General features: G+C 30.7%; 24 protein-coding genes. All 24 read left to right on the top strand.

Annotated features, from left to right (window positions below):
• Positions 1-15: 15 nt before the first annotated feature.
• Complete coding sequence (locus tag LQ608_RS00200; protein ID WP_078356623.1) at positions 16-1020, top strand: NAD(P)H-dependent glycerol-3-phosphate dehydrogenase; 1005 nt, start codon at positions 16-18, stop codon at positions 1018-1020.
• A gap of 17 nt (positions 1021-1037) precedes the next feature.
• A complete protein-coding gene (locus LQ608_RS00195) occupies positions 1038-1244 on the top strand; it encodes a DUF2768 domain-containing protein (protein WP_078356624.1) in 207 nt (68 codons plus the stop codon).
• A complete protein-coding gene (locus LQ608_RS00190) occupies positions 1237-1962 on the top strand; it encodes a hypothetical protein (protein ID WP_239749142.1) in 726 nt (241 codons plus the stop codon). Before LQ608_RS00195 ends, LQ608_RS00190 begins: the two co-directional genes overlap by 8 nt.
• A gap of 127 nt (positions 1963-2089) precedes the next feature.
• Positions 2090-2362: an HU family DNA-binding protein gene (locus LQ608_RS00185; protein ID WP_016912122.1), complete on the top strand. Its 273-nt coding sequence runs from the start codon at positions 2090-2092 to the stop codon at positions 2360-2362.
• Positions 2363-2493: 131 nt separating this feature from the next.
• Complete coding sequence (locus LQ608_RS00180) at positions 2494-2964, top strand: hypothetical protein (protein WP_239749141.1); 471 nt, start codon at positions 2494-2496, stop codon at positions 2962-2964.
• A 43-nt stretch (positions 2965-3007) separates the two neighbouring features.
• Entirely contained in the window at positions 3008-3712 is a 705-nt protein-coding gene (locus LQ608_RS00175) for a demethylmenaquinone methyltransferase (RefSeq protein ID WP_078356627.1), read from the top strand.
• A gap of 12 nt (positions 3713-3724) precedes the next feature.
• Positions 3725-4687 (top strand): polyprenyl synthetase family protein, encoded by a 963-nt coding sequence (locus tag LQ608_RS00170; protein WP_239749140.1) that lies wholly within the window; start codon positions 3725-3727, stop codon positions 4685-4687.
• A 75-nt stretch (positions 4688-4762) separates the two neighbouring features.
• Positions 4763-5215, top strand: a complete 453-nt coding sequence (gene ndk, locus LQ608_RS00165) for a nucleoside-diphosphate kinase (protein ID WP_239749139.1) — start codon at positions 4763-4765, stop codon at positions 5213-5215.
• Positions 5216-5335: 120 nt separating this feature from the next.
• Positions 5336-6502: a chorismate synthase gene (gene aroC, locus LQ608_RS00160; protein WP_203153297.1), complete on the top strand. Its 1167-nt coding sequence runs from the start codon at positions 5336-5338 to the stop codon at positions 6500-6502.
• An 8-nt stretch (positions 6503-6510) separates the two neighbouring features.
• The gene (aroB, locus tag LQ608_RS00155) at positions 6511-7584 is read left to right on the top strand and encodes a 3-dehydroquinate synthase (RefSeq protein WP_239719542.1); all 1074 of its coding nucleotides are present in this window, start codon (positions 6511-6513) and stop codon (positions 7582-7584) included.
• 16 nt (positions 7585-7600) lie between these two features.
• Entirely contained in the window at positions 7601-8839 is a 1239-nt protein-coding gene (locus tag LQ608_RS00150; protein ID WP_078356632.1) for a tetratricopeptide repeat protein, read from the top strand.
• A gap of 12 nt (positions 8840-8851) precedes the next feature.
• Complete coding sequence (locus tag LQ608_RS00145; protein WP_239749138.1) at positions 8852-9385, top strand: YpiB family protein; 534 nt, start codon at positions 8852-8854, stop codon at positions 9383-9385.
• Positions 9385-9825 carry a DUF2487 family protein gene (locus LQ608_RS00140; protein ID WP_239740840.1) on the top strand — a complete coding sequence of 147 codons (441 nt, stop codon included), beginning with the start codon at positions 9385-9387 and terminating at the stop codon, positions 9823-9825. Before LQ608_RS00145 ends, LQ608_RS00140 begins: the two co-directional genes overlap by 1 nt.
• Before the next feature lie 293 nt (positions 9826-10118).
• Positions 10119-10622: a Rieske (2Fe-2S) protein gene (locus LQ608_RS00135; protein ID WP_078356635.1), complete on the top strand. Its 504-nt coding sequence runs from the start codon at positions 10119-10121 to the stop codon at positions 10620-10622.
• A gap of 13 nt (positions 10623-10635) precedes the next feature.
• On the top strand, positions 10636-11310 hold the full coding sequence (qcrB, locus tag LQ608_RS00130) for a menaquinol-cytochrome c reductase cytochrome b subunit (protein WP_016912349.1): 675 nt from the start codon (positions 10636-10638) through the stop codon (positions 11308-11310).
• 37 nt (positions 11311-11347) lie between these two features.
• Complete coding sequence (locus tag LQ608_RS00125) at positions 11348-12136, top strand: menaquinol-cytochrome c reductase cytochrome b/c subunit (protein ID WP_239749137.1); 789 nt, start codon at positions 11348-11350, stop codon at positions 12134-12136.
• A gap of 48 nt (positions 12137-12184) precedes the next feature.
• Entirely contained in the window at positions 12185-12778 is a 594-nt protein-coding gene (locus LQ608_RS00120) for a DUF1405 domain-containing protein (protein ID WP_239749136.1), read from the top strand.
• Positions 12779-12831: 53 nt separating this feature from the next.
• Positions 12832-13518, top strand: coding sequence for a zinc metallopeptidase (locus LQ608_RS00115; protein ID WP_078356638.1), 687 nt, complete (start codon positions 12832-12834; stop codon positions 13516-13518).
• 208 nt (positions 13519-13726) lie between these two features.
• Positions 13727-14041, top strand: coding sequence for a nucleotide pyrophosphohydrolase (locus LQ608_RS00110; RefSeq protein ID WP_078356639.1), 315 nt, complete (start codon positions 13727-13729; stop codon positions 14039-14041).
• Between the two features lie 19 nt (positions 14042-14060).
• The gene (gene bshA, locus LQ608_RS00105; RefSeq protein WP_078356640.1) at positions 14061-15182 is read left to right on the top strand and encodes an N-acetyl-alpha-D-glucosaminyl L-malate synthase BshA; all 1122 of its coding nucleotides are present in this window, start codon (positions 14061-14063) and stop codon (positions 15180-15182) included.
• Between the two features lies 1 nt (position 15183).
• On the top strand, positions 15184-16395 hold the full coding sequence (locus LQ608_RS00100) for a CCA tRNA nucleotidyltransferase (protein WP_239749135.1): 1212 nt from the start codon (positions 15184-15186) through the stop codon (positions 16393-16395).
• Complete coding sequence (locus LQ608_RS00095) at positions 16382-17350, top strand: biotin--[acetyl-CoA-carboxylase] ligase (RefSeq protein ID WP_239749134.1); 969 nt, start codon at positions 16382-16384, stop codon at positions 17348-17350. The genes LQ608_RS00100 and LQ608_RS00095 overlap by 14 nt, the downstream gene beginning before the upstream one ends.
• Positions 17351-17360: 10 nt before the next feature.
• Positions 17361-20054: a helicase C-terminal domain-containing protein gene (locus tag LQ608_RS00090; protein ID WP_239749133.1), complete on the top strand. Its 2694-nt coding sequence runs from the start codon at positions 17361-17363 to the stop codon at positions 20052-20054.
• Positions 20055-20116: 62 nt separating this feature from the next.
• Positions 20117-21409 carry an asparagine--tRNA ligase gene (asnS, locus tag LQ608_RS00085; protein ID WP_239749131.1) on the top strand — a complete coding sequence of 431 codons (1293 nt, stop codon included), beginning with the start codon at positions 20117-20119 and terminating at the stop codon, positions 21407-21409.
• The last annotated feature ends 13 nt before the right edge of the window (positions 21410-21422 follow it).

The raw sequence follows: 21422 nt of genomic DNA, 5'->3' as shown, positions 1-21422 counted from the left end.
AAAGGATTGATAAATATGTCAAATATTACTGTGTTTGGTACAGGAAGTTGGGGAACTGCATTAGCTAACGTATTAGCTGACAATCAACATGATGTACTAATGTGGGGGAAAACTGAAAATACAATCAATGAAATTAATAAAGAACATACTAATTCAAAATATTTAAAAGAAATTACAATCAATGAAAACATTAAAGCTTCTACAAGTTTAAAAGATGCTGTTCATCATTCTTCAATATTTATTATTGCTGTTCCTACTAAAGCAATTCGTGAAGTTGCAGAAAATATAAATCAAATTGCTGATGGCAAGAAAGTATTTATACACGTGTCTAAAGGTATTGAACCTGTAACTTTTAAAAGAATCTCTGAAATGCTTGATGAATCAATTGATTCTAAATTAAATGGTGGAATTGCTGTATTATCAGGTCCTAGTCATGCTGAAGAAGTTGCAATTAAGCATCCTACGACAGTGTCAGTATCCTCAGAAAATGAAGAAGTAGCAAGACTTGCACAAGATTTATTTATGACGGATTATTTCCGTGTTTATACGAATAATGATTTGATCGGAATAGAAATTGGTGGCGCTTTGAAAAATATCATCGCTCTTGCTGCAGGTATTACTGATGGAATTGGATATGGGGATAATGCTAAAGCAGCACTTATTACTAGAGGTTTAGCAGAAATTACGCGTCTAGGTGTTAAAATGGGTGCAGATCCAATGACATTCCTTGGACTTGGAGGCATTGGTGACTTAATAGTAACGTGTACATCCGTACATTCAAGAAACTGGAAATGCGGTAACATGTTAGGCAAAGGTGCAACATTAGACGAAGCTTTAGAAGAAATGAATATGGTAGTTGAAGGTGTAAGAACAACTGAAGCTGCTTACAATTTAGCTAAAGAATATGATGTAGAAATGCCTATTACATCTGGTCTTTATAGAGTATTATTTGAAGATTATCCTGTTTCAGAAGGTGTTAAAGATCTTATGGAACGTGACAAAAAGTCAGAGAATATTTAAGCAAGTGGGGTATTGAAATGTTTGATATATCAAGAATGGATTTAATGTGGGTGTCTTTTTATTCGATAGGTTTTATGATTTTATCAATTATACTCGTATATTTATCAAGATTTAAATTTAAAAATAAAATAATTAGTGGAATTACTATGTTTCTAGCAGTTGTTTCTCTTATATTTGCTGGTATATTTATGATTGTTGTATTAGGTGGATCTAGCCATGCTTAACTATAAAAAAATTACGATACTTATACTATGTTGTTCATTATTTTTAACTGCATGTGCATTTCCCGATAAAGAAAAAGAAGAAAATCAAGTTCCAGCTAATGATCAATTAAATATGGTTCAAACGGCAGTTGATGAATATCAGAAAGCAAGCAATGGATTATTACCGCTTAAAGAAAGAGATGACAGCTACTCAATTTATTTAAAACACCCAGTAGATTTTAATAAATTGAAACCAAAGTTCTTATCACAATTACCTGGTAATTCATTTGAAAATGGTGGTATATATCAATATGTCATTATGGATGTCGATAAAGATCCAAAAGTACACTTAATTGATTTAAGAACATCTGAAGTTTTGAAAGATCTTAGAATTAGAATTGATGCGAGTGGTGAACCGTTACAACTTGGCAAGAAAGTTGCACCAAACGTCTACGAAATTGATTACAAAAAGTATGGCTTTAAAAAAGCACCTACAGTTCCTAGTCCATATAGCAATGAAAGATTACCTGTTTATATGAACGGAGGGAATGATTTTGTAATTGATTACCGTTTAGATTTAGCAAAAGCTATAAAAAAAGAAAAATCACTACCTAAACCAGGTACAGACATTCGATACTTACTATATAAAGATACGCCTATACTACCGGCATATTCACCAGAATTTACAATAAATAACAAAAATGAGCCTGTTTTTAAATCAAATGTGAAAAAATATTAATAAAATTATAGAAAATATACATTTATGGCTTGTAAATCGTTGCAGTGGCACTGGTTGATGTGTTAAAGTCTTAACATAATGGTATTTATACATATCATTAGATAACCTTTTGGGAGGTGAAATTGAAATGAACAAAACAGAATTAATTAACTCAGTAAGTGAAAAAGCTAATTTAACTAAAAAAGAAGCTGGTCTTGCTGTAGACGCAGTGTTCGAATCAATTCAAAAATCTTTATCTGACGGTGAAAAAGTACAATTAATTGGTTTCGGTAACTTTGAAGTACGCGAAAGAGCTGCTCGTAAAGGACGTAACCCACAAACTGGTAAAGAAATTGATATCCCTGCAAGTAAAGTTCCAGCATTTAAAGCAGGTAAAGCATTAAAAGATGCAGTTAAATAATTGATTGTGTCAAAGCCCTTTTAAAGGGCTTTTTTTATTTGTCTTATTTCTTTAAATGAAATAAATATATGCATTTTCAATTCATTAAACTTAGTGTTAAGATATATAGGTGATAATGTTGAGGTGATAAGATGGATAAAGTTGAAAATATTTATAATTATGAAATTTCTAATTTATTAAAAGGCGTTAAAAATAAAAATATACCTGCAGTTAATCCTATTATTGCAGATGTATTAAATGATATTAACATTGATATACATGCGAAATTAGCTACAATATCTATTGATGCCTCAATGCGCTTTTTAAACCGTATCGGTGAAGCAAATGTATCTAATCAAGATATCTTAATAGGTGATCTTGTTAGTGCATATTTCTATAAATGTGCTACATTAAATAAGGATTTAATATTTTTGGATACAATGACTAAAGCAATCAGCAAACAAAATGAATTAAAACAAACTTTAGCAAATGAAAATATGACACTTGATTCAACAAAAATAAAAGAAATTGAATCTATTTTCATTACAACTCTAATAGATTATTATGAAATCAATATGGATAAAGAACAATTAAAAGATGACATTTATGCATATTACTACTAAATAAAAATGACTATATTTTTAAACTTAAAGGAATGAATACTAAATGGATAATAAATCTAAATCAGAACATGTACATGATGTTTTCCAAAACATTTCAGGAAAGTATGATACATTAAATAATATTATAAGTTTTGAACAGCATAAAAGATGGCGTAAATACACGATGAAACAAATGAATGTTAAACCTGGATCTAAAGCTTTAGATGTATGTTGTGGAACAGCTGACTGGACGATACAACTTAGCCATGCTGTAGGCCCATACGGAGAAGTTGTAGGGCTAGACTTTAGTGAGAACATGCTAGAAGTAGGTAAGAAAAAAACGGATAATATGGCTAATATACATTTGATTCATGGTGATGCTATGAATTTACCATTTGAAGATAATGAATTTGATTATGTAACAATTGGATTTGGATTAAGAAATGTTCCAGATTACAAACATGTATTAAACGAACTTAAAAGAGTGGTAAAGCCTGGAGGTATGGTTGTATGTTTAGAAACTAGTCAACCAACAATGCCAGTATTTAAACAATTGTATAGATTCTATTTCAAAAATATCATGCCATTATTTGGGAAGTTATTTGCAAAGTCTTTACAAGAATACAATTGGTTACAAGAGTCTGCCGAAAATTTCCCTGGCAAAAAAGAATTAGCAGAAATGTTTGCGGATGTAGGATATGAAAGAATTAAAATTAAGAGCTTTACTGGTGGCGTTTCAGCGATGCATTTAGCTTATAAACCTAAATAACAAGGTGATTACATGTATGACAAAACAAAAATTCATATAAATAAAGAAGTAAAAGAAATAGAAAGACAATTGAATAATTATATAGATAGTGAGCAAACAACTATAAATGAAGCTTGCCAATATTTATTAACTTCTGGTGGTAAACGTATACGTCCGCTGTTTACTTTAATCGCAAGTCAATTTGGTGAGCAATATTCAAAAGATGTAATCACAGTAGCTACAACACTTGAGCTTATACATATGGCGAGTTTAGTTCACGATGATGTAATTGATAAAAGTGACAAACGAAGAGGTAAGCCTACAATTGCAAAGAAGTGGGATGTACAAACTGCAGTTATAACTGGTAATTACTTATTATCACAATCATTAAATGCTGTAAGTACGATAGAATATCCGAAACTTCACGAACAATTAGCACAAGGAATTATTGAAGTTTGTAGAGGTGAATTATTTCAATTTGAAGATCAATTTGTTTCAAACCAATCTATAACGAATTACTTGAGAAGGATAAAGCGCAAAACAGCATTGCTTATTTCATTATCTACTGAATTAGGTGCATATGCTGCTAGAGCAGATGATGTAACTGTAAAAAAATTAACTAAAATTGGTTATTATATAGGTATGAGTTATCAAATTGTTGATGATATATTGGACTTTACAAGCACTGAGAAAAAGTTAGGTAAGCCAGTCGGTTCAGATTTAAGAAATGGACACCTTACTTTACCAGTATTGTTAAGAATGAGAAATTCTTCTGAATTTAAAGAGCGTATTAATCAATTACATGTTGAGAGTCCAACAGAAACCTTTGATTCATTAGTAGAAGAAATTATAGCATCTAATGAATTGCAAAAGGCAAAAGAAGTCAGCAATAATTATTTACAGAAAGCAGAAAATTTAATCAATACATTAAATAATGAATCAGGAAAAAAGATGCTTTTAGAAATAATTGTAAAAATAAGAGATAGAAACCATTAGAAAGCGCTTGCAACTCCTTGTAGTCAATGATAAACTTATCTTGGATTTACATAAAACAAAGGTAGGGATTACGCAATGGAAAGAACTTTTTTAATGATTAAACCTGATGCAGTACAAAGAAATTTAATTGGTGAAGTAGTTTCACGACTAGAACAAAAAGGATTAAAATTAGTTGCAGCAAAATTATATCAAGCTAATGAAGATTTAGCTAAAGAACATTATGCTGAACATGTTGAAAAACCTTTTTTCAATAATCTAGTGAGCTTTATTACATCTGGACCAGTATTTGCAATGGTAGTTGAAGGTAATAATGTAGTTGAAGTTACAAGAACAATTGTTGGTGAAACAAACCCTGCTAAAGCAGCTCCAGGTACTATAAGAGGGGATTATGGTATTGATTTAGGAAGAAATATTATTCATGGTTCTGATTCAAATGAGTCAGCAGAACGTGAAATAGGTTTATGGTTTGATAAATCAGAACTTAATAATTATAAATTAAACAATGAAAATTGGGTATATGAAAAATAATTACGAGAAAGGAATCGTTTAACAAATTTTTGTTAAACGATTCCTTTCTTTTTTGTTAATTTAACGCGTTAAATATGATATGATTAATTTTATATTTAATTAACAGTAGGGAGAGATTATATGCGTTATTTAACATCTGGTGAATCACATGGACCGCAACTAACTGTAATTATAGAAGGTGTTCCAGCTAACTTAAAAATTGACGTAAATGAAATTAATGAAGAAATGTTCAAACGTCAAGGAGGTTATGGTCGCGGTCGTCGTATGCAAATTGAAAAAGATGCAGTAGAAATAGTTTCTGGTGTGAGACATGGTTATACTTTAGGTAGCCCTATTACGCTCATCGTGAAGAATGATGACTTTAAACACTGGAGAAAAATCATGGGTGCTGACGCATTAACTGAAGAAGAGTTAGATAATATGAAAAGAGTTATCACTAAACCTAGACCTGGTCACGCAGATCTCGTAGGTGGTATGAAATATAATCATAGAGATTTAAGAAATGTTCTTGAACGTTCATCTGCACGTGAAACTGCTGCAAGAGTTGCTGTTGGTGCAGTTTCAAAAATCTTACTAAAAGCCTTAGATATAGATATATATTCTAGAGTTATTGAAATAGGTGGCGTAAAAGACGATTTTGAATATACTCTTGAAGAGGTTAAAGAAAACATTGACCATAACGATGTACGTTGTATCAATGATGAAGTAGCTGAAAAAATGAGAAACCGAATTGACAAAGCGAAAAAAGATGGAGATTCAATCGGTGGTATAGTCGAAGTAGTTGTGGAAAATATTCCTGCTGGTATCGGAAGTTATGTACATTATGATCGCAAACTTGATGGACGTTTAGCTCAAGCTGTGGTTAGTATTAATGCCTTCAAAGGCGTAAGTTTTGGTGAAGGGTTTAAAGCTGCTGAGAAACCAGGTAGTGAAATTCAAGATGAAATTGCATACGATAATGAAAAAGGATACCACCGTTTATCAAATCACCTTGGCGGACTAGAAGGTGGTATGTCGAATGGTATGCCAATTGTTATAAACGGCGTAATGAAACCAATACCTACACTATATAAACCATTAAATTCTGTTGATATAGATTCAAAAGATAGCTTTAAAGCAACAATTGAAAGATCAGATAGTTGTGCAGTCCCTGCAGCAAGCGTAGTTTGTGAACATGTCATTGCATTTGAAGTTGCTAAAGCAATTACTGAAGAATATCAATCAAATCATATTGACCAATTACAAGATGCAGTTAAGAATCATCGTAATTGGAATTTAAATTTCTAGGTGATGAAATGATTTTTGAAACTACTTACAATGACAACAACTATCCGATTATATTAAAGCAAAATGCACTTGCAGAGATAAATCATTTTTTAAAAGAAAACGAACAAAATATCGTTCTAATTGATCAAGATGTTTATAGATTCCATAAAGATTATATTAAAGCAAACCTTGAAAATCAGGATATTAAATTTATAACTATTATGAGTGGTGAAGCTTGCAAACAAATGTCGTACTTCGAATCAATTAGCGAAAAAATATTGTCTTTAAATATTAATAGACAGTCACAATTGATTGCTATTGGTGGAGGAGCTACAGGAGACTTTGTTGGTTTTCTAGCAGCTACTTTATTACGTGGAATTGATTTTATTCAAGTTCCTACCACATTACTTGCACATGATTCTGCAATAGGTGGCAAAGTTGGAATAAATGCTTCAGTCGGTAAGAATTTAATTGGCGCATTTCACAGACCTCGAGCTGTGATATATGACTTGAACTTCTTAAATACATTACCACATACAGAAATTAGAAGTGGTTTTGGAGAAGTATATAAACATGCTATTTTAAACAGTGAAACTGATACATGGCATTTAATGGATCAATATCCATCTATTAAAGAACTGTCACGTCTTGAGAATATAGATACATTTTTAAAAATGGGTATAGAAACAAAATTAAAAATTGTCATTGAAGATGAGTTCGAAGGTGGCGTACGTAAACATTTAAATTTAGGACACACTTTTGGACATGGTCTAGAATATTTAACTAAAATTGCTCATGGTGAAGCTGTTATGATAGGTATTTTATTCCAAAAAATCATAAATAAAAATAGAAATCTCTTTGATAACCAAGAATCTATACATATATTTATTAATTATTTAAAAGAACTTGGATATCCACTTAGCATAATAAATAATGCTAATATTGAGCTGATTTTTGACTATATGAAAAAAGACAAAAAGAATATTGGACAAACGATTCAAATGGTTTTACAAGAAGGCGAAGCTTCGTTTACAATTGAATCCGTTTCTAAAGATGAAGTATTAGATGCATTTATAGAACTTAAATCTCTAATAAATGAATAGAAGGAGTCCTTTAAATATGGAAGATGTATATAAAGTAATTGACGATATTCATATGAAAAATATCGAACAATTAGATGAGAAAGTAAATAGAGTTTTACAATCTGACGATCATGATGCTTTATTTATGTTAGGAGAAACATTATATAAATATGGAATAGTCGATCAAGGTGTAAAAATATTTGAAGAACTTTATTTACTTTATCCAGATGAAAATGAACTACTCGTTTATTATATAGAAGGTCTTATCGACCAAAATGACTTAGATAAAGCACATGAAGTTCTATATAATAGCCCTCATTCAACAGAAAAATTAATGCTAGAAGCTGATTTATATCAACAACAAGGATTATTTGAAGTTGGAATTGAAAAACTTATTGAAGCTAAAGAAATTGAACCAGATGACATCGTAATTACTTTTGCTTTAGCTGAAATGTATTATTATGACGGTCAATATTTAAAAGCAATGTCTAATTATGAAACGATTACGCAAACCGGTGAAGATATTATAAATGGTATATCTATTTATTCACGTATGGCTGATGCAAGTTTACAAAGTGGTGCATATGAAGAAGCAATTAAATATTATGAAAATGTTTCTGAAATGGATATGACTGCTGAAGATTATTTCAAACAAGCAATAAGTTATCAAAAAAATGACTTAACAAGAGAAGCAATTAAACAACTTGAGAAGCTTCTACAAAAAGATCCCGACTTTATGCAAGCTTACCATTACTTACTTCAAATTTACGAATCTGAAAAAGATTATGAAAAAGCTATTGAAATAGGTAAAGAAGGTCTTAGATTAAATGCATATTATAAAGAATTAATGACTGATACAGCTAGACTAATGTTAACAACAAATGACGAACATGGTGCAATTCTTTTACAAGATGCTTTAACAGTTGATCCATCTTATACAGAAGCTGCAATTATTCTTGCTGATTATTATCGTGAAAAAGATAACACAACTGGCTTAATTAACTTGCTAACTTATGTTGACCATGAAGACATCGATCCAATAGTAGCTTGGCATGTTGGGTATGCATTCGGAGAAGAAGAAAGAGATAAAGAAGCACAGCATTTTTACGAATTAGCTTATCCAGATTTAACACAAAATATAGACTTCTTAAATGACTATTACCATTATTTAATAGAAATTGGAAATGTAGAAACTGCTAAAAATATATTAGAGTCTGTTCGCAAACTCGATCCTGAGAATCCTTATTGGGACCAAGAATACGAAAGACTATTATAAGTAGGGTTAAATATGAATCATACATGGCTTAACTATGAAAAACAGCGGTTCATTGAATATATATTGTATCAATATGATTTTAAAATTGCTGAAAGTGTATGGATATTAAATTTACTTAAAAGTAGTCCGAAATATTTATCAAATATAACTTTTGTTCGTGAATTATCTAATAATCGAATTCTATCTATTAGCACTTCCCAATCTAAACAATTGCCATTATTGTATTGTAAAGACCAATTTTGTATAGAAAATGGTCGACAAATCTTTCACGATATAAGATTGGATAATACAGAACTTAATGTCTTACTATATTTAAATAAAAATGACGATCGCTTAAATAGATTGCTGCTATTACAAATGTTAGTTGACTATTATGGAGAAGATAAAGATATACGTTCATTTAACAATAACAATAATTCACTTCATCATTGGGGACAACTAATCAGAAATGAGATTGATAAATCATTAGATAATAATGATCAAGACACATTTTTAGAGATGTCTAAAATATTGCAATTCATTAATGAGTTGGAGGAACATCAGTAATGTTATTTAATCACATTGACTTAAAAGAATTAAAAAACAACTTAGAATATATAGATACAGCAATTATTCCAGTTTCAAATATCGATATGAATCATCAATTATTAACTTCATGCGATAAAAACGAAACAGTACAATTAGTTGGAATGTTAGCAGAAAAACAATTTAAAGGTAGATTACTACTAACACCTACATTTTTCACAAGTGGAAATCAATATGACCATGTAAATTCATTTGTGCAAAGCTTAAATGAATATGGACTTAACAATATAATCATTTTAAGTAGTGAAAAAATAAATATAAATTCTGAGATTGAATATTATACGGTTAACACAATCCCTATGAGTGATCTAGACGATGAAATGAAACGTACACTTATAGAAGATGAAGTTAAACAATTTATGAAATTCATCATAAAATCTTGGAATAAAACAAACTCTTAATTTTTGTAAATAATAAGCATATCACTCAACTGATATTTTCAGTTATGCCGTGATATGCTTTTTTATTTTGAGGATGCCTTAGTTAATTTTCCAAAAAATCATCTTCAAAAATCACTTTTATCGCCAAAAAATGTCTATAAAAATTAAAGCCTTTTCATATTTTTGAACTTTCTTAGTTAAAACCTTAATAAATAAAATATAAATTGTGACAAAGCGTTGACCGTCTTGAAATAATAGGCTAAAATTAAATTGTCCTAGTTATAAAAGAACGATTAATAGAGGGGGGAATCTGAATGAGCCAACGTGTCACACGACGCCAATTTTTAAACTATTCATTAATGGGTGTTGGGTCATTTATGGCTGCTGGTATGATTTTACCTATGGGTAGATTTGCGCTTGATCCTGTTTTCAAAGCGGATGCACAAGGCGATTTGATTGCTACAGGCGTAAAGGAGTCAGAACTTGGCAAAGAGCCTATAAAAGTGGACTTTAAATTCGAGCAAGAAGATGCTTGGTATACGAGTGAAGTTACAGAATTCGCTTGGGTATACAAAGATGGAAAGGAAATTGTAGCTTTATCACCTGTCTGTAAACATTTAGGATGTACAGTGACTTGGAATGGTGATGACTCAAATCCTAATCAATTCTATTGTCCATGTCATAACGGCCGTTACGAAAAGAATGGTAAAAACATTCCTGGTACGCCACCATTAGCACCACTTGATCAATACGAAGTAAAAGTTAAAGATGGCATTATTCAAATCGGCAAAAAACACGAAAACGAATTAGCTAAATAAGGAGGGATTAACAATGATAGATAAAATCTATGATTGGGTCGATGACAGACTTGATATTACACCAATTTGGCGAGATATTGCTGATCATGAAGTGCCAGAGCATGTTAACCCTGCTTATCACTTTTCAGCTTTCGTTTATTGTTTTGGTGGTCTAACGTTTTTCATTACTGTTATACAAGTTTTATCAGGCATGTTTTTAACGATGTATTATGTTCCAGATATCGTTAATGCTTGGAAATCAGTTTACTATCTACAACACGATGTAGCTGCTGGTGTTATCGTACGTGGTATGCACCATTGGGGAGCAAGTTTAGTAGTAGTAATGATGTTTTTACATACACTCCGTGTATTCTTCACAGGGTCTTACAAACAACCTAGAGAATTAAACTGGGTTGTAGGTGTTTTAATATTCTTCGTAATGCTTGGATTAAGTTTTACTGGATATTTATTACCTTGGGATATGAAAGCACTTTTCGCAACAAAAGTAGGTTTACAAATTGCAGAATCAGTTCCTATCATTGGGCCGTGGGTTAAGACATTACTAGCAGGGGATGCCGAAATAGTTGGTGCACAAACTCTAACTCGTTTCTTTGCGATACATGTATTCTTCCTACCAGCTGCACTATTCGCGTTACTGGCAGCACACTTTATAATGATCAGAAAACAAGGTATTTCAGGTCCACTATAAAAATAACGTGAATAAATGAAAAAGGAGGTCATGCGACATGCATCGCGGTAAAGGGATGAAGTTTGTTGGTGACTCAAGAATTAAGTCATACGACAAACCAAAGTTAAATAGAGATTACTCAGAATTTCCAGGTCGTACAGAAAGTTTCTGGCCTGACTTTCTATTAAAAGAATGGATGACTGGTGCAGTTTTCTTAATTGCATACTTATGTTTAACAGTTGCTCATCCATCGCCACTTGAACGTGTGGCAGATCCATCTGATACTGGTTACACACCATTACCAGACTGGTATTTCTTATTCTTATATCAAATACTTAAATATACATTCGCATCTGGTCCTTATAATACATTTGGGGCAATCGTCTTACCAGGTATTGCTTTTGGTGCTTTATTATTAGCTCCATGGTTAGATAGAGGTCCTGAACGTAAATGGACAAAGAGACCATTTGCTTCTGGTTTTATGTTAATTGCAATTGCTATCTTATTCTATACAACATGGGAATCAAGTTATTACCATGATTGGAAACAACAAGCTAAGCAAGGTGAAATCGTATTTTCTAACTTAGATAAATCTGATCCAGTCTACACAGACATTATCAAGTCAAACTGTACAAGTTGTCATGGTGGTGAATTGACTGGTGGACAAGGTCCAAACTTAGTAGAATCGAAATTACCAAAAGAGGGCGTACAAGGATTTGTAGAAAAAGGTGCAGGTAAAATGCCTAGCTTTAAAGATACACTTTCAAAAGATGAAATCGATAAAGTTTCTAAATACGTTTCAGATTTACACGAAACAGATGCGAACGGTAAAGAATTGAAAAAATAATTATTAAAGCCACCATTTTATGGTGGCTTTTTTCAAAGGAGTTACATAATGGCATTTTGGAGATACGTTATGGGACAAAAATCAGTGCTCATAACTCTATTTATTGCAAATCTACTCGGAACAATTTATGGATATATTTGGTATGGAGGACAATTGTTAGAAAGTAAATGGTATTTTTGGCCATTCATACCTGATAGTCCAACAGCAACATTCTTCCTAGTCATTGCCATTGCAGCTATTTATTTCAAAAAACATTTAGGTTTATTTGAATGTTTAGCATTTGTGACATTAATTAAATATGGTGTATGGGCAGTGGTGATGAACTTATTTGTCATGATTCACTATGAGCAACTTCTTCCTATGGCAATCATGTTAATGACATCTCATGGCCTTATGGCAATCCAAGCATTTATGTTTTATCCTACATTTAATATAAAAACTTGGCATATTGTAATAACGATGATATGGGTCTTTCATAACGATGTAATAGATTATGTGTATCATCAATATCCTATATATAGCATGTTAAGTCAGTATGAATCACATATTGGATATTTTGCATTTTGGCTAAGTATAATCGCTTTTCTCCTTTTATTTTATTTACAAAAAAACATAAAAATACGTTCGAAATATTTGACGTAGAGGTCATCACTCCGTAATATAATAACTAACAGGGATATAAAGGAGGAAGTAATTTGTTTTCATTCATTATTTATTTTGTGATCATTATGCTTGTCCCTATGTACTTCCAATTTAAAGTAAAATCAACTTACAATAAATACTCAAGAGTACGTTCAACAAGCGGTAAAACGGGTAAACAAGTGGCTGAAGAAATACTAGCAGCTAATGGTATTCATGATGTAGAAGTATTACAAGGTGAAGGGTTCTTATCAGATCATTTTGACCCATCTAAAAAACGTGTAGTTTTATCACCATCAAACTATCAACAACCTAGCGTAGCAGGTACAGCGATTGCAGCTCACGAAGTAGGACATGCAATACAACATGCTCAAGGTTATGGTTTCTTAAAGTTTAGAACAGCTTTAGTACCACTAGCTAGTTTAGGTAGTTCGTTATCTTATATTATTATTTTAGCTGGTATCGTATTAACAGCAATGAGCAGTACATTCGGAACAACACTATTATGGGTTGGTATCGTATTTATGTCATTCGCTGTATTATTCTCGATTATTACATTGCCAGTCGAATTTGATGCAAGTAAACGGGCGATGCGCCAAATTGAAAAACTAAACATGGTCAATCAACAAGAATATAGACATGCTAAGAAAGTTTTATCAGCCGCTGCGATGACATATGTCGCTGCAACAGCAGTAGCAGTAGCCGAGTTAGCAAGATTTATTTTAATGGCACGTAACAGTTAATTCGTATTACAAACTACCGATTTAAGTTTATAACTTAAATCGGTAGTTTTTTATTTTCAATTTCATAATGAACTATAAATTTTAAAAGTATATGCATCAAAATCTTTAGTCAGTTTATAACATTGTCATTATGTACGTTAATCATATATAATTTTAATATGTGAGCACTTTTATAAATTAATATAAAAGATAAGTGAGGGGGATTTGTATGGATATGCAAGAAATGCAAAAAGAAGTTGATACTTATATTTCTCAATTTAAAACTGGCTATTTTTCACCATTAGCTAACTTAGCAAGATTAACAGAAGAAGTTGGAGAATTGGCTAGAGAAATCAACCATACTCATGGAGAAAAGAAAAAGAAATCTACTGAAGAAGAAAATACAATTGAAGCTGAATTAGGCGATAATTTATTTGTATTAATTTGTTTAGCTAATTCATTAAATATCGATTTAAATAAAAGTTTTGAAGATACAATGAATAAATTCAATGTAAGAGATAAAGATAGATTTGAACGAAAATAAGTTTTTATGGAGGCATAATATGAAAATCGGTATTACTTGTTATCCGTCAATGGGTGGTTCAGGTATAGTAGCTACTGAACTAGGATTGGAAATGGCAAAAAGAGGTCATGAAGTTCATTTTATTACTTCAAACATGCCTTTTAGAATGAGAGAACCTGTTCCAAATGTTACTTTTCATCAAGTTGATGTTAATCAATATTCTGTATTCCAATATCCACCATACGATATAACATTAAGCGCAAAAATTGCAGATGTAATAAATGATTACGATTTAGATATTTTACATATGCACTATGCCGTACCACATGCAATATGTGGTATTTTAGCTAGACAAATATCAGGAAAAGACGTAAAAATCATGACTACATTACATGGCACTGATATAACTGTATTAGGTTATGATACATCGTTGCAAAGTGCTATTCGCTTTGGAATTGAAAAAAGTGATGTCGTTACAAGTGTAAGTGATAGTTTAAAAGAAGAAACATACGAAGTGATAGGACCCGATAAACCAATTAAAACAATATACAACTTTGTACAAGAAGATAACTTTCCTCAAGTTTATAATACAGATTTAAGAAGTAGATACGGAATTGAAGAAGACGAGAAAGTTATTACTTTTGTATCAAATTTTAGAAAAGTTAAACGTGTTCATGACGTAGTAGATACTTTTTATAAAATAAACAAAAAGGTTAAATCTAAATTGCTTTTAATAGGGGATGGACCTGAACTACAAGTTGCTAGAGAACAAATCAAACATCTCAATATAGAAAATCATGTACTATTTTTAGGAAAACAAGATGAAGTCAATATATTCTATCAGATGTCAGACTTAACTTTGTTAATGAGTGAAAAAGAAAGCTTTGGCTTAGTACTGTTAGAAGCTATGCTAACTGGTGTCGTTCCTATTGGTACTAATGCTGGTGGTATTAAAGAAGTTATTAAAAATGGCGAAACAGGATACACTGTAGATGTTGGTGATACTGATAAAGCAAGTGAGCATGCAATTGAGCTTTTAACTAATCATACACTTTATAAAAATATGCAAGAAGCTATGGTAGCAGATGTGAAGGAACGTTTCTCATCAAAAGTGATTGCTGATCAATATGAATCTTGTTACAACAATATGTTAGGAGATTAATATGAGCTCTAATCAAGTTTTTGAAGATGCCAAATGGATAATTGAAGCACTTGAAAATCATGGCCACCATGCTTACTTTGTCGGAGGATCTGTAAGAGATTACTTAATGGATAAACATATTTCTGATGTAGATATAACGACAAGTGCTTTACCAGAAGAAGTGGAATCAATCTTTGATAAAACTTTACCAATTGGAAAAGAACACGGTACGATAATTGTATTAGGAAGTGGTCAACAATTCGAAGTAACCACGTTTAGAAAAGATGGAGATTATGTTGATCACAGAAGACCTACATCGGTACAATTTGTAACAGATTTATATGAAGATGTTGCAAGAAGAGATTTTACGATGAATGCAATTGCTATGGATAAATCATATCAACTGCATGATTATTTTAATGGATTGAAAGATATTAACAATAAAACAATAAAAGCTGTAGGTACACCTATTGATAGAATGGAAGAAGATGCTCTACGTATAATGAGAGGTGTAAGGTTTCAAGCTCAAACAGGATTTAATATTGATGATGAAACAAAAGAAGCTATGAGCCAATCAGCACATTTATTAGATAAAATTGCAATCGAAAGAATTGTCGTTGAATTAAAAAAGATGATTTCAGGCAATTATGTATCCCATATTATTCAAACCATGAAAGACATGGCAATTTTTAAATATATACCATTTTTTAAAAATATCAATTTGGAAACAATTTTTATACCACAACATTCAAATTTCGAACTATGGATTGCTTCATTATGCTATATATATCATTTAGAACTTTCGAGTTTAAATCATTTGAAAATAAGTAATAAAGAGAAACATGAAATAATTTCTTATTATAATCTATTTAATGAATTTGAAAATGGAAACATTTCAAAAGTGCAAATGACTAGTATGATTTATAATTATGGCAACAATAAAGTAAACAAAGTCATACAATTTATATATGAAAATAATCAATCACTTAATATACAATTTCATCCTACAATAATGAATACTATTTTAGTAAATGAAATTTATGATAAACTACCTATATATGATAAGTCAGATTTAAGTATTAATGGTCAAATCATCATGAATGAATTTAATAAAAATGGTGGGCCATGGATAAAAGATATATTAAATAAAGTAGAGCAAGCAGTAATTTTAAATAAAGTGAATAATACACAAAATGAGTTAATAGAATGGGTGCGAGAGAATGTCGAAATATAAACGTGAAATTGTTAGTTATTTATATCAAAATGATGAATATTTATCAGGTCAACAAATTGCTGAGACATTAAATTGTTCACGTGTTACTGTAAAAAAAGTAATTGATCAACTTAGAAAAGAAGGATTCCAAATTGAATCCATTTCAAATAAAGGTTATAAAATTGCGAGTATTCCATCCATTTGGCAAGAAGACATTGTTAATATCGAACTTAAAGACAACGCATTGTTGAATCAAGCAATCGTTCAAACTCAGGTTGATTCTACTCAAATACTTGCTAAATCTTATATAAATGAGATGAATAATCATTTTGTAGTATTAAGCGATGAACAGACTAAAGGAAGAGGGAGATTTAATCGTGAATGGTCCTCTCTAAAAAGCAAAGGGCTGTGGATGTCAATCGTATTAAAACCTGACATCGCTATTCAAAAAATGTCGACATTCAATTTATTTATTAGTCTTGCAATTCAAGAAGTGATTGAACAACATTATAATATACAATGTAAAATAAAATGGCCAAATGATATTTATATTGGTAATAAAAAAGTATGTGGGTTTTTGACAGAAATGATTGCCGATACGGATGGTGTTCATGCAATCATTTGTGGAATAGGAATAAATTTAAATCAGACTCAATTAGAATTTGATAAAGTAAATCAATCACGTGCTACGAGTTTAAATATAGAGAATGGTAAACCTATAGAGCCTTATCAATTTCTAACATTACTAATTAAAGCAATTGAACAGAGATATGACCAATTCTTAAATTTACCATTTAGTGAAATTAAAGCATTATATAAAGAAAAAAGCATGATTTGGAATAAAACATTAACTTATACTGAAGGTAAAAAACAAATCGTTGGGCGAGCAATAGATATACAAGATAATGGGTTCTTAACTGTGATATCTGAGGATGGCAATTTACATCAATTTATGAGCGCAGATATCGAAATATAGGAGAGATAATATGGCGCAAAGATACGCTGTCGTAGATTTAGAGACAACTGGAAACCAAATACAATATGATGAAATTATACAAATTGGTATTACATTTATAGAAGACCAACAAATTGTAGATACTTACCATACATATGTTAAAACTGATTTGGAAATTCCATCTTTCATCCAGGCATTAACAAATATAAATGAGTTAGATTTACAAGATGCGCCATATTTTGACGAGATTAGTAAATCTTTATTTGTAATGTTAAAAGACTGTGTGTTTGTAGCGCATAACGTTTTATTTGATTTGAACTTTTTAAAGGCTCATTTTGAAAAATATCAAATAGAATTTGAACCAAAATTAATAGTAGATACGATGGAACTCTTTAAAATTGCATTTCCAACTGAAGAAAGCTATCAGTTAAGTGAACTAAGCCAATCTTTAAAAGTCGATTTGAATCAAGCACATAGTGCAGATGAAGATGCCAAAGCAACAGCTTTATTGTTTATAAAAGCTATTCTAAAAATAAAAGATTTACCTATAGATACTGTTAAACAACTTTACTATTTATCAAAGTCATTGAAATATGACTTGAAAGATATTTTATTTGAAATTGTTAGAACTAGTCAAAATACAGTGACAAATTCAAGCAAAATTAAAAAATATCAAAATATCAACTACTTAAAGCAAACACCTATTCGTAAATCGAAAAATAGCGAAATTATAACAATTGATGAAGCCTATGATAGAATTCTTAAAACATTTAATTTTGATTATCGTAAAGAACAATATCAATTAGTTCAGCAATTATTTGATTCTTTAATGCATAATGAAAATGCGCTTATCGAAGCACCTCTAGGAAGTGGAAAATCGATGAGTTTTGTACTTGCTTCACTGCTTTACTATTTAGAAACAGGAGAACATATACTTGTTTCAACTCATACAAAATTATTACAAAATCAACTACTAGAGCAAGAGTTCAACAAAGTGCTGAATGCATTAGATCTTGATTTAAAGGCAATGATTATAAAAAGTAAAGATCATTACATTTCACTAGGCTTAATTTTAAACATTCTTCAAGATGATACTGATAATTATGAAGCAACGATTTTAAAAATGCAGTTATTAGTTTGGATTTTAGAGACTGAAACTGGAGATATTGAAGAGTTACATCTAAAAGGAGGACAAAAAGTATTCTTTGACCAAAAAAGAACAACTTATGTTCCATTTAAAAATGACATTCATTATTATCAATTTATTAAAGAGAGTGCTCAAAGTGTTGAGATAGGTATTACGAATCATGCGCATTTATTGCAACATAGTACTGAAGACACTGTTTATCAATTGTTTAAACATATAATTGTAGACGAAGCACACCGTATACAAGACTATGCACTTAACCAAGTTACTGATAATTTAAGTTATCAACACATTAAATATCATCTTGGTTTATTGGGTAAAAATGAACAAGAAAAATTATTTAGAAGATTAGATAAATTAGAAAACAGAAGAATTATAGAACAATACCCAATAGATCCCATTGATATTTATCAATTAAAAAAAGATATCGAATTATTACATGAACAAAACGAAAATTTATTCGATGAATTAATGGATCAAATAAATCAAAAGCATAAATCTCAAAATGATGACGAACAACAAATTCATTATATCTATGATATCGATGTTACGAAGCTATCTGAAATATTCAAACTACAAATCGGTACGATTAATCAAATTTTATCTAGATTCAAATCTTTCACACATGCTCATGTGAAAGCATTCAAAAAAGAATTGATTTATATATATCATCAGTATACTAAGATATATAACGTTATTAAATCAGGGCAAGTACCATACGTATCAATTAAAAAGATAGCTCAAAAATCTACGCTTTCTCTTTTTGTTAAAAAAGAAGAAGTTAAAGATTTACTTAATCAAGTATTTATTGAGCAATTTAATAGTAATATTTTCATTTCAGGAACATTAACTGTAAATGAGTCGTTTACATCGTTTAAATCTATGTTTCCTAAAAATATTGAATTCAATACATACTATTTGAACGATATTTATGATTTGAAAAATCAAGCAGCATGTTTTGTTCCTAAAAATATGCCAAGTTATCAGTTCCATAATCAAGATGAGTATATTGAAACAATTGTTCATTACTTATCTACATTTGTAAGTGAAACAGATCAAAAATGTTTAGTATTATTCACGAACTATTCAATGCTTTATCAAGCATACCGTTATATGGAAGAACTTGAAATATTTGATGACTACGTATTATTAATGCAACAACAGCATTCACATGTTTATAAAATTGTTCAACAATTTAATCAATTTGATAAAACAATTTTACTTGGGACATTATCTTTCTTTGAAGGTTTTGATTATCAATCTTCAGGAATTAAATGTGTCATGATGACTAAATTACCGTTCATTCATCAAGATGACCCTAGATACCATTTGATGAAAGATGAATTTGAAAATCCTTTTAAAGACTTTGTATTACCTGATGCCGTTACTAAATTTAGACAAGGTATCGGTAGATTAATTAGAAATAAAAATGATCAAGGATTATTAGTATGTTTTGATAGAAGAATTTTAGATAGTAATTATAGTAAATTTTTCATAAATGCTTTAGGCGAAATACCAGTTATAGAAGGCGATATAAATAATTTCCAAGATAAATTAAGAAAATATCCAAACAGATAGCAGTTATATAGATAATTTGATAAAATGACTATAGGTAATTTATTTGAATAGGAGAAATATAAATGAATATTACGATTAAACAAGCAAAAGATTATGTCAATCAAGAAGTGACAATCGGTGCTTGGATTGCAAATAAGCGATCTAGTGGGAAAATAGCATTCTTACAATTAAGAGATGGTACAGGATTTATGCAAGGTGTTGTAGTAAAAGCAGAAGTATCAGAAGATATTTTCAAACTTGCTAAATCATTAACTCAAGAAACATCAGTATTTGTAACGGGAACAATTACAGAAGATGAGCGTTCTAAATTTGGATATGAAATGCAAGTAAGCTCAGTAGAAGTCATTTCAGAATCACACGATTATCCTATAACGCCTAAAAACCACGGAACAGAATTCTTAATGGACCATAGACATTTGTGGTTACGTTCTAAACGTCAACACGCTGTTATGAAAATTAGAAATGAAATTATTCGTGCTACTTATGAATTCTTTAATGAAAATGGATTCACTAAAATCGACCCACCAATTTTGACTGGTAGTGCACCTGAGGGTACGAGTGAACTATTCCATACAAAATATTTCGAAGAAGATGCATTCTTATCACAAAGTGGTCAATTATACATGGAAGCTGCTGCTATGGCACATGGTAGAGTTTTCAGTTTCGGTCCAACATTTAGAGCTGAAAAATCTAAAACAAGACGTCACTTAATTGAATTCTGGATGATTGAACCAGAAATGGCATTTATGAAACATGATCAAAGTTTAGAAGTTCAAGAAAATTATGTACATCATATTGTGAAATCAGTATTAGAAAATTGTACTTTAGAATTAGATTTACTTGAAAGAGATACTTCTAAATTAGAAGCCGTTTCAACACCATTCCCAAGAATCACTTATGATGATGCTGTTGAATTCTTGCATAAAGAAGGCTTTGATGATATTGAATGGGGCGATGATTTTGGCGCACCTCATGAAACAGCAATTGCAAATCATTATGATAAACCAGTATTTATTATCAATTATCCAACTAAAATTAAACCATTTTACATGGAACCAAATCCTGAAAATCCAGAAACAGTACTATGTGCTGACTTAATTGCACCTGAAGGTTACGGTGAAATTATTGGTGGTTCAGAAAGAATTAGTGACTTAGATTTAATTAATCAAAGAATTAAAGAACATGGATTAGATCCAGATTCATATAGCTATTACACGGACTTAAGAAAATATGGAAGTGTACCTCATAGTGGCTTTGGATTAGGTCTAGAAAGAACAGTAGCATGGTTAAGTGGAGTTGAACATGTTAGAGAAACTTCACCGTTCCCACGCTTATTAAATCGTTTATATCCATAATAATCAGGCTGGG

The sequence above is a fragment of the Mammaliicoccus sp. H-M34 genome (assembly GCF_022386495.1).
In the GTDB taxonomy this organism is placed as follows: domain Bacteria; phylum Bacillota; class Bacilli; order Staphylococcales; family Staphylococcaceae; genus Mammaliicoccus; species Mammaliicoccus fleurettii.
The sequence above is the reverse complement of the archived record's forward strand: the minus strand, read 5'-3'. Positions and strand labels throughout refer to the sequence as shown.